Raw genomic sequence first — 13825 nt, 5'->3', positions numbered from 1 at the left:
TTAAAAAGCTGTTTCTGCACTGGCGTTGCATTAACTTTTGCTCAAGCTGTCCCGTAAAAGCTATCCGAAATCTAACGGTTGCAGCAGCGGTCGAGCAATTTAGCAGACATTTAACTTGAAGAAAATCAAAACCTGCCATTTCATGGCATATATGTCTTCATCTTATCTGTACTTGGATGGATAAGTTGTATAATCTAGGGTCGAAAGGAATGAAAGTAAATGGAAGGGAGTCTGATGCGATTTTCAATAAACCGATCTGGAAGCTTCTTCAACTGCAGTATCCAAAGAGAAAGATCACTCAAGCGGGAGCAAAAAGGAGAGGATACAGATGGAAATTAATGGCAAGCCAGATGTGAGGGATTGGTTTCCGAGCGAGGACGGCAATCCGGCACAGCGCGAGCGGATGATGGAGTTGATCGAGCAGCTGGTCCGGGGCGTGGACGAGTTGAAAAATCCCGAAGGAGTCAACCTTAAAGGGGAGAAGACGAGAGATTCCAATTTTTATGGCGGGCTGGCAGAGCAAAGCGTCATTCCGGGAGAAGGCGCCCCTATGCAGGAGGTAAATGCGGAGCTGCTCAAGCTGTTGCATGGCCACCCGTATCATACCAAGTACTTTTTTACGAATATACTGCCCATGGCTTCGATTCCCGGAATGCTGGGCATGCTGACGGCGATGCTGGTAAACGGGAACAATCTGTGGGATGTTTACGGCCCGGCCGGGGCCGAAGCCGAGGTTAGAGTCATAGCGATGATGTCCAAGCTAGTCGGTTACGATGCCCGCCTGAGCGGGGGATATACGACCTGGGGAGGGCAGGGTGCCGTTTTTTCCGGACTTCGAATCGCCATCGCCAAATACGATCCGGGCGCCCTGAAACATGGGGTTCCGAACAATCTGTATGCTTTTTGCTCGGAGGCGGCGCATTACAGCCTGCTCAAGTCGGTGGAAGCGGCCGGGATCGGCAGCGATCATCTCGTAAAAGTGAAAACATTGGCCGACAGCTCGATGGACGTGGCAGATTTGCGAAGCAAACTGGAAAAAGTCGCTTTATCGGGAGGCATTCCTGTTTATATCGTTGCGACGACGGGCACGACGGACGCCATCGGGATCGATGATCTCGCCGAGATTCGCGCCGCCGCCGAGGAAACCTCCGAACGGTTCGGCTTGCCATGCCCGCATATCCATGCGGACTCGGCTTTGGGCGGTTTCTTTGCCTTTTTCAACGATTACGATTTGCAGGAAAATCGGCTGCACTTCAGCGCGGGAGTTGTCGAAATGCTAAAGGGCATTCAAAGAAAAATGCGGCTGCTGCCGCTTGCCGACTCGCTGTGCTTCGATTTCCAGAAGCTCGGACAAGCTCCTTACGTTTCCAGCTTGTTCCTGCTCAAAAACGCGGCCGATCTCCGATTGATGGATCTGGAAGCGGACGAAACTCCGTACGTCGGGCACCGCGGTTATGGCGAATACCACACCGGCTATACGCTGGAGTGCTCCCGGATGGCCAGCTCGATCAGCATGTACAGTCTGCTGTTGTCCTTCGGCGCGGAAGGTTACCAGCGGCTGCTGGCGCAATTCCTGGAGGTAAATTTGCGGTTCCGGGAGCGGCTTGCCGCCGAAATTCCGCAGGCCGACATTGCCAACCCGGACAATCCGGGCATTTCGACGCTGTTTCGGATCTATTTGCCGGGAAGCCCGCGGTTTTCCGCGGAGGTCGGCGGGACATGCTCCGCGCGGGATATGGAGCGGACCAATCTGTTGAATGAACGGCTGTTCGAGAAGCTTGGGGAGCGCCGCGACCGGATGTTTTTCGGGGATACGAAGAAGCATTTGCTGGCAGGCTCCGCCGAAGGCCGGGAAATTCCGCTGTACGTCAGCAAGTTTTTTGTCATATCGCCTCATACCCGGCCGGAGCTGGTGCCCGAAATCGTGCGGTATTTGAAGGCGTGCATATCCGAGGTATGCGAAGAGTTCAGCGTCTCGCTGGCTTAATCATGACTATCAGACGATTCATTAACTAAACATTCCAGGAGATGAAATTGAACGTGAAGGAAAAGATCAAACGCTTGCTTTTCGGCCGTATCTCTTCGAAGATTATGCTGGGTACGACCATCGTACTATTAGTGGCCGTTCTCTGCTTTATTGGCCTTACCAGCGCAGTGAACTCCACCTTGAGCGGGGAGCTGCGGAGCGAGCTCGATAAACGTCTGCAGAGCAATATTCACGTCGTCCAGAACGAGCTTAACCGGATCGAGGGTAACAAACTGGGGATTACGGGAACGGACAGCCCGGTGTATCAGGAAACCCGGAAAGCGCTGGACGAATTGAAGAAAGAGTACAATTTGGAAAATGTCTATATTTTATCGAATGAAGGAGGAAAGGAACGTATCATTGCCTTATCTGAAACGGAGGGGGATTTCAATCAGGAATATCCGTTCTCCGAAGAGATGAAGCAAACTGTTGCCCAAGGAAAGGAGACCATTAGCGATATTTATGTTGATGAGTACGGGACGCATAAATCGATTTTCGTTCCGCTGAACAATATGGACGGCGTAGCTTCGGGACTGCTCGGGATCGATCTTGACGCGTCGGTCATTCCGGCCACCGCGTCGCGGGTATTCTGGATGAGCTTGGCCATTACGCTGGCCGTACTCATCATCGGCATGCTCATTGCCTATTTGCTGGGCCGGATGATCGCCAAACCGATCAAAACGCTGGTGCATGCGACGGAACGGATGGCCACGGGCGATTTGTCCGAGGAAGTCCGGGGGTTAGAAACGTGGACGAAGTCGGCCGGCTGGCGGACGCTTTCCGCGCGATGAGCGACAGCATGAAGCGGCTGATCGGCCATATTTCGACCTCATCGAAAGAGGTATCGGGCACCAGTTCCCAGCTGATGCACGTAACCAAGGAATCTAGCGAAAGCGCCCAACAGGTAGCGGTATCGATGAACAACATGAGCGAGGGGATCAACGAGGTGGTGGAATCGATCGCGCATAGCTCCGCGTCGGTCATGGAAATCGAGCGGCAGCTATCCGGGGTCGTGGCGGATGTGAACGAGATGCAGTCCATCGCCGGGAAGGTCAGCCAGCAGTCGGCGGAAGGGCGGAACATGGTCGATCATACTTTGAGTCAAATGAATACGATTGAAAAGGTAATGCGCCATTCGGTGACGACGGCCGGGCAATTGGAAGAACGGTCCAAGGAAATCGGCGACGTCATCGGCATGATCACCGATATTGCCCAGCAGACCAACCTGCTGGCGCTGAACGCTTCCATCGAAGCGGCGAGGGTCGGCGAAGCGGGCCGGGGTTTTGCCGTGGTCGCGGGCGAGGTGCGCAAGCTTGCCGAACAGTCGGCCGCCGCAGCGGCGTCGATTACGGAGCTGGTAGCGGGAACGCAGGAGAACAGCCGCTTGGTGATCGAGAGCATCGGTGAAGGCAACCGTGCGATTGAAGAGGGACAAAAATGGATGGGGCAGACGTACCAGAACTTTCAGGATATTTTCCAGGGTATCGGCGATTTCTCTGCCCGCACCGATCAGCTGCTGAAATCCTTGGTGCTGGTAGAAAATTCCTATCAGAACATCTCGGCCTCGGTGCAGCAAATCTCCGGCGTGACGCAGGAGCAGGCGGCTTCTTCCGAGGAAGTGGCGGCGGCGAGCGAGCAGCAAAGCGCGGCGATGGGGGAAATCGCTGCGGCGATCCGCCAGCTGTCGGCGTTGTCTGAAGACCTGCAAAAGGCGGTGGCAATCTTTAAACTGTAAGCAGGGTCAAGGTTCAGGAGGGGGGGGATGTCCGCGTGAGTCTATTTTTGACTTCGGCGGCGGACATCCCTTTTTTTACGGAAAACTTTCGGTTTCGGAGTGCCGCAATCACATTATTTCCGAACAATCATAAAATACCGTATATAAATCGTTCGTTTTTTAATTTGACTTTGAAAATGGAGACTGTTAAACTGGTATTGCTGCGTTAAAGCGGCAGATGAGCCGCCGCCATTGTAAGTGTGTGAGCGCGTTCAAACGGCGGCAGCAGTAGTGATGTTGGTCAGGTTTTTACTGTCATCGGCCTACCGATTTGGGGAAAGTGAATCGAGGCTGCATTTTGGAGTGCTTAAATACAGGTGCCGGACGCACCGGGCGGGGGAATGTACATGTCAACGGTAGTCGTTGTGGGAACGCAATGGGGAGACGAAGGTAAAGGTAAAATCACGGATTTTCTGGCGGAGAGCGCAGATGTGGTGGCCCGTTATCAAGGCGGCAACAACGCCGGTCACACCATACTTATCGACGGCAAGAAGTACAAACTCACCTTGATTCCGTCAGGCATCTTCAATAAAGATAAATTGTGCGTCATCGGGAACGGCGTGGTCATCAATCCGGCCGCTCTGATCGAAGAAATCCAGTATGTGGAAGAGAACGGGTTCAGCGCGAAAAACCTGGTCATCAGCGACCGGGCCCACGTTATTTTGCCTTATCACTTGGTGCTGGACGCTTTGGAGGAAGACCGCAAGGGGGAGAACAAGATCGGAACGACCCGGAAGGGAATCGGACCGGCTTATATGGATAAAGCGGCGCGCAGCGGGATTCGGATTGCCGATCTGCTGGACCCGGGAGAGTTCGAAGCTAAGCTGCGCCATATCATGAAAGAGAAGAACCATGTGATCCAGAACGTCTACGGAGGACAGCCGCTCGACGTGGAAGAGGTTCTGAAGCAGTATCTGGAGTACGCGGAAATCATTCGTCCTTACGTTGCCGATACGTCGGTAATCTTGAACGATGCGATCGATGCGGGCCGGAAGGTGTTGTTTGAAGGCGCCCAGGGGGTTATGCTCGATATCGATCAGGGCACCTATCCGTTCGTAACGTCTTCGAATCCTTCGGCGGGCGGCGTCTGCAACGGCTCCGGCGTAGGACCGACGAAGATTCATCAGGTTATCGGCGTGGCCAAAGCGTATACAACCCGCGTTGGCGACGGCCCGTTTCCGACGGAGCTGAACGATGAAATCGGCGATTTCATCCGCGAAACCGGGCACGAATACGGCACCGTCACCGGCCGTCCGCGCCGCGTCGGCTGGTTCGACAGTGTTGTGGTTCGCCATACGCGCCGCGTGAGCGGACTCACCGGCTTGTCGCTCAACTCGCTGGACGTGCTGACCGGTCTGAAAACGGTGAAGATCTGCACCGGCTACAAATACCGCGGGGAAGTGATCACTCACTATCCGGCCAGCCTCAAGATGCTCGCTGAATGCGAGGCGGTATATGAAGAGATGCCGGGCTGGTCGGAGGATATTTCGGGTGCCAAAACGCTGGAAGACTTGCCGGAAGCGACCCGCAATTACGTGCGTCGCGTCTCCGAGCTGACCGGCGTGCCGATCGCGATTTTCTCGGTGGGCCGCAACCGCAGCCAAACGAACCAGGTTTTGCCGATTTACGAGTAGGCTGCAAATGTTATCGAGGCCCTGGTAATACAGAATACGCTTAGGTCATGAGCGTTTGAAAAAAGCGCGAGTGCAGGAGTTGTAAAGCCCTGTTACTTGCGCTTTTTTTGTTTAGCTTACACTTCTAGCAAAGGATAGACGATAGGGGGGCCAGGTGTACTTTTGAATTTTAAACTTTATCTAATTCAATATGGCTCAAGACTAGAATCAGTACTTGACAAAATAAATGATGACATAGATAGGGGGCGGGTTATCTCTCCAAACCACTTTGCATGATTATCCCTTTGCTTCAGGACGCCAATTCACCTGGTCAAACGGGATAATCGTGCAAAGCCTCCAGATATAGCGAGTCTCGCCCCAGGCCCCGATCTGTTGCTGACTTGACTGTCAAGCACTGATGATTAGGTTGAACCTTCAATATACCATCTCAATTCTTTTCGAAAGAAAGGAACCCCTTCAGTATTTTCGTAATCATAAACCATTAAATAGAGTTTGCTAACCTGATTTGCTAACTGAAGTACGAGCTGATCATTTTCTATTTCTTCCATTTTCAAACCACTAACATCGAGATATGCAGGATAAACAGCCGTGGACAAAGATGAACTTTTGATCAAATAAGTAAAAAACTCGTTTTCAATAACCTCTCTGCCATCACCTTCTATTTCAAAACATCCTAACTGGCGATAATCATTCTGAAATTTTCTGCCTAGAATAAAGTGGCCAATTTCATTGTTAACCTGTTTTTCTTTAATCATTCTTTCCAAAACCTTATAAGCTATATCTTTGGCGTTATTAACTTGGAGACCGCATGGTTGCCCGTATCTGGTCTTTGTTACAGTAACGGAATCAAAAATCATGCTAAACATTAAAGCTTCATCATCCACTTTATTAGTGATAAAGAAGGAGTAATCTTCTATATTGGAGCTTCCTAGTTCTCTTTGATAAAAATAATGCCTAGCCAAGATCCCTTGAATGTTGATCATGTTGATCAGGATTTCTCTTATTTGCTCTTCGTCAGTCGTTGAAATAACAGGCAGTTTACGAACAACGAGCTGGCTTGGAGAAAAAAAGGAAGTGTGGTTTTCTTTCATTTCGTTAAAGCTTATCTTTTTCATACTCTCACCATTTTCTTAAAAAATGGAAATAGGTGAACTAACTACTTAGTAGTTAATTCACCTAAGTCCTCTCTCTTTTACTTGTGCTACCTTTACATTAACACGTTATAGGGAGCCATTCAAAAAGTGATGGGATTGAAACCGGAGTGGGCTACGACTCAGTTAAGCAAATCAACTGCAAAAGTGCATTTGATCTTCCTGAAAATCGGCATTTTGGGGTGATGAAGTGCAAAAGTGCATCTGTTTTGGGGCTATGGGAGAAAAAAGTATCTTTTGAGCGGAAATAAAATGCACTTTTGCACTTGCTGGGCTAATTTCGGGGCATTTGAGTGAAAATGAACTGCATTTTTGCATTTGGTTGGGATTCGGCATGGCTTCATGTCCATGTACCGGATATTTGCAAGAAACTATTCTAAGCCGATGCAGATTGAATCTTTCTTCTGCTGTCCATACTAGAGCTAGATGAGCTGTAAGGAGCAAGGATAGAAGGAGGAAATCATTCATGAAATGGATCGGCTGGCTGCTGAAATTATGCGCGACGATCGTGGCGGTAAGCCTGATCAGTGTGGTGACAACGGGTTATGTGGTAAATATGTATATCGGATCACTGCTAAGCAGTTTCAATCTTCCTATGGTGGGCCAGGCGCCAAGTGTGGGCAGTATCGTGAAGGGGATGCTAGGTTTGGGCGGAGGCAACAGGGGCAGCGGAGACGGAGAGCAACGTAACAGCGGGACCGGGGCAAACGGGAACGGGAATGCGAGCGGGGAAGGATCTGACGGAGCCGGGAGTGCCGTAGGGGGAGGGCACAGCGGCAGCGGTGGCATTGCGGGCGGCGGAACCGACGGAACCAATGGAAGCGCCGGGCAAGGCGGGAGCGCCTCCACAGGCGGCAACAGCCCCTCGACAGCCGGCACGTCCACAGGCGGCTCTGGTGACGCGGCCACGGGCGCTAACGGCTCCTCCGGCCAGGCCGGCTCCGGTTCCCCAGGCACGGGGCAGGGAACCGGCGACAACGTCCCGGAAGACGCGCTGCCGGTCATGGGCGGGATGTCTTCCAGCCAGGCCGGACAGGGGGCATCGAACCAGGACCAACAGGTCGTGGTGACGCCGGATGATCTGATAGCGAAAAAGGACGAATTGCCGGACAAAGACAAGGAAGAGGTGTTCAAAATCCTCATGTCCAAGCTGCCGCAGGAGGATATGCAGTCGTTGACCGCAGCGCTGGAGGGCGGGTTGACGGAGGAGGAGTTGATCAATATCGAGCAAATTTTATCGAAACATCTGGATAAAACGGAATATGCCAAAGTGATGGAAATCCTCAAAAAATAGAAGTTTAACCTGCGCTGGGCCGGGCACGCCAGTGCTTTCCGCGCACGCGGGTTGTAACCAAACGAAGGGTAAAAACGTTATTGATATATGGGCCAGGCCCGCGCGCTGCGCGGGTTTTTTGCATATTGGCCCAAAGTTGAAATTCTTTGTCGGACTGTGTTAAAGTAATCATTGGCGGTAAAAAGGTTAAAATTTTGAAACCATTTTTGGTCGAAATGAGTCGATGGAAAAAAGGAGATCAGTATGAGAGGTTTCACGGGGAAACTTTGGCAGCTATGGCGCGGGGAGAAGTCCCAGACGCAGGAAAGTGAAGGCCGCCCGGAAAATGATCTGGAGATATCCGAACAGACTGGAGAGACGGAAGCCACCAAGGCCTTATCCAATATGCTTAAATCCCTCAAAACCGCTATAACGGCGGCAGCGGTCGTACTGGTTGCCGGATCGATTTACTTGGCGGTCCAGCAATACGTCAAAGCCAATACGGTGTCCTATTACAGGGTTTATATAGGCGGCAAGGAGATTGGCACCATCGCCAGCCAAGCGGAATATGAATCCGTTATCGAACGCAAAAAACAGGAATATGGACAAAAATATCCCCATGCGGAAATGGCCGTACATACCGAAGGCATTACTTTGAAGCCGGAACAAGCTTATAAAGCGAAGGTGACTTCCGAGGAAACGCTGGACGAGCTGTACAGTATGCTGACCGGATACGCCAAAAGCGTCGAACTGAAAGTGGACGGAAAAGTCATTGCCATCGTGAAGGATGAGGCGGCGGCGCAGGCGGTCCTGGAACGGGTTAAAGAAAAATATGTTCCGCAAACCGACCGGAAAACGCTGGCTTCCAAAGTGAAGTTGACCGGCGGGGCCAAATCCAAAACTTCGCAAGTAAAATCCAAGGGCGCCAGCGTCACGCTGGAGTCGGCCAAAATCACCGAGGAAGTGGCGCAGGGGGCCGTAGAAGCGGACCCGAACAAGGTGCTTACCGTTGACGAGGCGGTGCAAAAAATCGTGCGGGGCAACGAAGAAGCACTTGAGTATGAAGTGCGGGAAGGGGATACGATATCCTCTATCGCCGCCCGGTTTGACGTAAGCCAGGCCGAATTGTTCGCCAATAACCCCGACGTCGAGGAGCGGACGATGCAAATCGGCACGGTGCTGAACGTAAAAGCGCTGCAGCCGGCTCTGACCGTCAGAACGGTGGAGAAGGTGACGGAAGAAATCGTGACCGAACCGCAGTTGATCATCCGTAAAAGCGATAACCTGAAGGCCGGCGAATCCAAGGTCGTCGCGAAAGGGTCGAGCGGCCTGAAAACGATGGAATACCGCATCACCAAGGAAAACGGTATGGTCATTGCCGAGCAATGGCTCGGTCAGGAAGTATCGAAAAAGGCGACGCCGCGAATCGTGCTGAAGGGGACGAAGGTGGTTGGCGAAGGAACCGGGCAGTTTGCCTGGCCGGTTTCGGGGGCAAACATTTCAAGCAGTTACGGGTCACGCTGGGGGCGTACGCATAAAGGGGTCGATCTCGTATCCTCGGACCGCGATATTCTTGCGGCGGACGAGGGTGTGGTCTCTTTCACCGGGACGAAAACCGGATACGGCAACGTCATTATTATCGATCATAAAAACGGCTACGAAACGTTATACGGACATCTGAGCAAGATCAGCGTCAAGGAAGGCGAGATCGTCGAGAAAGGTGCGAAGATCGGGGTTATGGGCAGCACGGGCCGTTCCACCGGCACTCATCTGCATTTTGAAATCCATAAAAACGGGGGCGTCCAAAACCCGATGAAATACCTGTAACAGAGATCAATAAAAAATCGGTTTAACCGTTGATGCTATCGAACGATGTGCGAACTTACTCTCAAAAGTAACCGGACCGCGTTTAAGCATGTGCTATCTGCACCAACAATTTAGAAAGGCTGCTTTTCCAATTAATTTTCGGAAAGGCAGCCTTTCTCACGTGGCAGGCATTAAAGTTTCCCGGATGGCTGATGCCGCCGAGGATATGGTAAGATAGAGGGAGATGGAAGCCATGACCGAGAGTTTGGGGGTGAACCTGTGTCATGCAAGGCAAAATTTTGGTAGTGGACGATGAGAAACCGATTGCGGATATTTTAAAATTCAATTTAGAAAAAGAGGGCTACGAGGTCATTCTCGCTTTCGACGGCATCGAGGCGGTGGAGCTGGCGTTTTCCGAGCAGCCGGACCTCATTTTGCTCGATTTGATGCTGCCCGGCAAAGACGGCATGGATGTATGCCGCGAGGTGCGGGCGAAGCTGGAAACGCCGATCATCATGCTGACCGCCAAGGACGGGGAGATCGACAAAGTGCTGGGGCTCGAGCTTGGGGCGGACGACTATGTGACCAAGCCGTTCAGCACGCGGGAGCTGCTGGCCCGGGTCAAGGCGCAGATGCGCAGACGGCAGAAGCCGGCGGTGCAGGACGGGGCCGAAGATACGAAGCAGGGCATCAGCCTGTTCGAGCTGTACATCGACACGGACATGTATACGGTGCATAAGAACGGCGAGCCGCTGGATTTGACCCACCGGGAATTCGAACTGGTGCATTACCTGGTCAAAAACGCCGGCAGAGTCATGACCCGCGAGCATTTGCTGCAAGCGGTGTGGGGGTTCGAATATTTCGGCGACGTGCGCACGGTCGACGTGACGATCCGGCGGCTGCGCGAGAAGATCGAGAAAGACCCGAGCAAGCCGGAGTATATTTTAACGCGGCGCGGGCTCGGTTACATGATGCGGAGCTCCAAGGCGGGTGGATTCTAAGCGATGAATCTGCCCTCCTTTTTTCGCACGATCCAGGCCAAGCTCATCATTATTTACGTACTGCTGATCCTGATCGCGATGCAACTGATCGGGGTCTATTTCGTGAGCGCGATGAAAACCTCGCTGACCAGCAATTTCAGCAAAGATCTGAATGAGCGGGCGGAGCTGATCTCCGTGCTGGCGGCGCAAAACCTGGGCGTGTCCGGGGAGTCGGCGGAGGAATCGCTGGAAAATCTCCGCGTGCTCGTCAACAATCTGTTCAGCATTAACGGGGCGGAGATTCAAGTGCTTGACGCCAGCGGCAAGGTGCTCACGACGTCCAAACCATCGCACGCCGATTACGTCGGCACGAAAAACACGCAAACCGTGGTCAGCCGGGCGCTGCAAGGTATCCGGGACAACGAGGAATACATCATCGACGACGACAACGTCCGCAAGAAAGTGGTCGCCAAACCCGTCGTCAGCGGCGGGAAAATCGTCGGCGCGATCTATATCGCGGCTTCTATGACCGAGCTGTACAGCACGATGGAGCGGATTAATAACATCTTTATTTCCGGGATTTTGCTGGCGCTGGGCCTGACGGTGGTATTGTGCGTCATCCTGGCGCATACGATCACGTCGCCGATCAAGGAGCTGACGCGGCGGGCCACGGCGGTGGCGGAAGGGGAGTTTCACCAGAAAATGGCCGTGCTCGGCAACGATGAAATCGGCCAGCTCAGCAAGGCGTTTAACTATATGACGAGCCGGCTGCGCGACGCGCTGGCGCAAAACGAAGAGGAGAAGGAGAAGCTCGCTTCGATTCTGACCAACATGAGCGACGGGGTGATCGCGACCGACGAGACCGGCCGGGTCATTCTGATGAACCGGCGGGCCGGCGAGATGCTGCAGGTCGAAGACGGCCTGGCCCTTGGGACGGACATCATGTCGCTGCTCCATTTGCCGCCGGAGGAGCAGGGCGTACTGGAGCAGGGGGCGATGCATTCGACGATTCTGGAGAACGGCGGACCGGACGGCAACGTGTACCTGATCCGGGTGACGTTTACGCCGATTCACCGGCGGGAGTTCGGGATCATCGGCACGATCGCCGTGCTGCAGGATGTCACGGAGCAGGAGAAGCTGGAGGCCTCCCGGCGGGAATTCGTGGCCAACGTGTCGCACGAGCTGCGCACGCCGCTGACGACGATCAAAAGCTACACGGAGGCCTTGGAGGACGGGGCCCTGCAGGACCCGGAGCTGGGTCCGCGGTTTACCGCCGTCATCCAGAACCAGACGGAGCGGATGATCCGCCTCGTCACCGACCTGCTGCACTTGTCGCGGCTCGATTCCAAGGAAGCGCAGCTGCGCAAGCAGCCGACCAGCGTGATGGAGATGCTGGAGGAGGTGGCCGACCGGTTTTCTTTTCAAATGCAGGAGAAAGAGATCAAGCCGACGCTGTTTATCGCCAGCGATGTGGACACGGCTTGGCTGGACCGGGACCAAATCGACCAGGTGCTGGACAACCTTATTTCGAACGCGATGAAATATACGCCGGAAGGCGGAACGATCGCGCTGGAGGCCCGCAAGAGCGAAGACGGGCAGCTCGCCGTCTCGGTGCAGGATAACGGGATCGGCATCCCGAAAAAGGACCTGGACCGGATTTTCGAGCGGTTTTACCGCGTGGATAAGGCGCGTTCGCGGAATATGGGCGGTACGGGCCTCGGCCTGTCGATTGCCCGGGAAATTGTGAAGGCGCACGGGGGGACGATCTCCCTGCAGTCGGAATTCGGCAAAGGCACGAAAGTGACCTTTACGCTGCCGATGGAACCCCAAGGAGGCGAAGCGAGATGAAAGAGAAGGTTAAATCGCTGACCTTGGCCTTGCTGGTGGCGTGCAGCCTGATCCAAAGCTATTTTCTGATTTACCAGCTGCCGGGGAGCAATCCGGTCGTCAAGTCGGGAAGCGACTATATCCGCACGGAAAACATGGGAACCGCCCTGAAAAGCGAGGATATGCTGTATCCGGCGCAGATTGCGGTGCATTTGGGCAAGGAGCGGCATACCGTTTTTTATCCCGATTCGACGTTTTACAATTTGATTTATTCGCGGCTGAAGGTCCGGCAATTTGACGGTTTTCAGCGCCACGCGGTGCAAAACTTCGATTGGCCGGCGATCCGCGGCGAACATGTCGGCATCGAGCTGGAGTTTGGGGACGGCATCCCGGTCGAACTGCTGCAGAAGGTGATGCAGATCGCTCCCGATCCGCTGTTCGACGCGGAAACGGTCAGCCGGCTGCTCATTTACAACACGGGAACCGAGGACCAGGTGCGGGTGTTTTTCTTCAGCTCGCAGGGGGATGTCGTTTATGAGGCGACCAAAGCCGACCTGACGGTGCAGGACGTGCAGCAGCAGGCCGATTTCGGCAAAAATTGGGTGCCGTACTCGCTGACGGCGGACGGCTACTACCTTCCCGAGGAGCCGGTCGAACTGGTGGAAACGGGCCTGAACATCGGGGTGTATTCGACGGAACAGATGCAGCGCAGCCTCTTTTTCGACCCGAGCATTACCCGGTACATCCGCGAAAAGGACGGTTCGGAAATTTATACGGACAGCAAGCGCAGCCTGCAGGTCAAACAGGACCGGAACTGGATCAACTACACCGATCCGGCGGCCCCTTCGGGAGGCGAAAACAGCCCGAGCAAAAACGTGCTGTCGGCGGTGGACTTCGTCAACCAGCACGGCGGCTGGAACGGCAAATACCGGCTGGAGCAGGCCGACGGGCTGAATGAAGACGAGCCTCGGGTTGTTTTTCAGCAGTATTACGGAATCGGACAGTACGGCGCTTTTCCGATCCTCGACCTGCCTTCGTTCCATTATGGAGCGATTTCCCTGGTCATGCGCCAGGGGACGATCACCGCCTACGAACGGTCGCTGATCTACAGCGCGGGCGGCAACTGGGAGAAGAAGGTCGTCGCGCTGCCCGGCGGCAAAACGCTGCGGGAGCAGATCGCCAAGCTGCAGACGGGGGCGGACATCGCCCGCCTGTACCCGGCCTATCTGCCGTCCTTGTCCGAGGACGGGCTGCTGCTTGCGCCGACCTGGGTGGCCGAGCTGAGCAACGGGGCGATCCGGATGCTGAGGTAGAGGCGGGGACGCAAATATAGATTTACGACTTTAGCGAAGGG

10 protein-coding genes are annotated in these 13825 nt (G+C 53.9%); 9 read left to right on the top strand and 1 reads right to left on the bottom strand.

Features of this window, described 5'->3' with window-relative positions:
* The first annotated feature begins 328 nt into the window (after positions 1-328).
* The 4 genes from NYE69_RS02760 (at position 329) to NYE69_RS02745 (ending at position 5434) form a co-directional block, all read left to right on the top strand.
* Complete coding sequence (locus NYE69_RS02760; protein ID WP_328271322.1) at positions 329-1987, top strand: pyridoxal phosphate-dependent decarboxylase family protein; 1659 nt, start codon at positions 329-331, stop codon at positions 1985-1987.
* 53 nt (positions 1988-2040) lie between these two features.
* The gene (locus NYE69_RS02755) at positions 2041-2817 is read left to right on the top strand and encodes a HAMP domain-containing protein (protein ID WP_328271323.1); all 777 of its coding nucleotides are present in this window, start codon (positions 2041-2043) and stop codon (positions 2815-2817) included.
* Entirely contained in the window at positions 2775-3761 is a 987-nt protein-coding gene (locus NYE69_RS02750) for a methyl-accepting chemotaxis protein (RefSeq protein ID WP_340923660.1), read from the top strand. Before NYE69_RS02755 ends, NYE69_RS02750 begins: the two co-directional genes overlap by 43 nt.
* 386 nt (positions 3762-4147) lie before the next feature.
* Positions 4148-5434, top strand: coding sequence for an adenylosuccinate synthase (locus NYE69_RS02745; protein ID WP_328272300.1), 1287 nt, complete (start codon positions 4148-4150; stop codon positions 5432-5434).
* A 401-nt stretch (positions 5435-5835) separates the two neighbouring features.
* Here the strand turns inward: NYE69_RS02745 and NYE69_RS02740 are convergent, their stop codons facing one another.
* Positions 5836-6549, bottom strand: a complete 714-nt coding sequence (locus NYE69_RS02740; RefSeq protein ID WP_328272301.1) for a hypothetical protein — start codon at positions 6547-6549, stop codon at positions 5836-5838.
* A 502-nt stretch (positions 6550-7051) separates the two neighbouring features.
* Between NYE69_RS02740 and NYE69_RS02735 the strand changes: the two genes are divergently transcribed.
* The 5 genes from NYE69_RS02735 (at position 7052) to NYE69_RS02715 (ending at position 13784) form a co-directional block, all read left to right on the top strand.
* Complete coding sequence (locus NYE69_RS02735; RefSeq protein WP_340923655.1) at positions 7052-7879, top strand: hypothetical protein; 828 nt, start codon at positions 7052-7054, stop codon at positions 7877-7879.
* Positions 7880-8122: 243 nt separating this feature from the next.
* Positions 8123-9685 (top strand): M23 family metallopeptidase, encoded by a 1563-nt coding sequence (locus NYE69_RS02730; RefSeq protein WP_328273493.1) that lies wholly within the window; start codon positions 8123-8125, stop codon positions 9683-9685.
* 263 nt (positions 9686-9948) lie between these two features.
* Entirely contained in the window at positions 9949-10665 is a 717-nt protein-coding gene (gene yycF / locus NYE69_RS02725; protein WP_328273492.1) for a response regulator YycF, read from the top strand.
* 3 nt (positions 10666-10668) lie between these two features.
* The gene (walK, locus tag NYE69_RS02720) at positions 10669-12492 is read left to right on the top strand and encodes a cell wall metabolism sensor histidine kinase WalK (protein WP_328273491.1); all 1824 of its coding nucleotides are present in this window, start codon (positions 10669-10671) and stop codon (positions 12490-12492) included.
* Positions 12489-13784, top strand: a complete 1296-nt coding sequence (locus NYE69_RS02715; protein WP_328273490.1) for a YycH family regulatory protein — start codon at positions 12489-12491, stop codon at positions 13782-13784. The genes walK and NYE69_RS02715 overlap by 4 nt, the downstream gene beginning before the upstream one ends.
* The last annotated feature ends 41 nt before the right edge of the window (positions 13785-13825 follow it).

Source organism: Paenibacillus sp. FSL R5-0527 (assembly GCF_038008055.1).
GTDB classification, from domain to species: Bacteria; Bacillota; Bacilli; order Paenibacillales; family Paenibacillaceae; genus Fontibacillus; species Fontibacillus macerans.
Note: the sequence above shows the minus strand (reverse complement) of the source record. Positions and strands in the feature narration are given on the sequence as shown.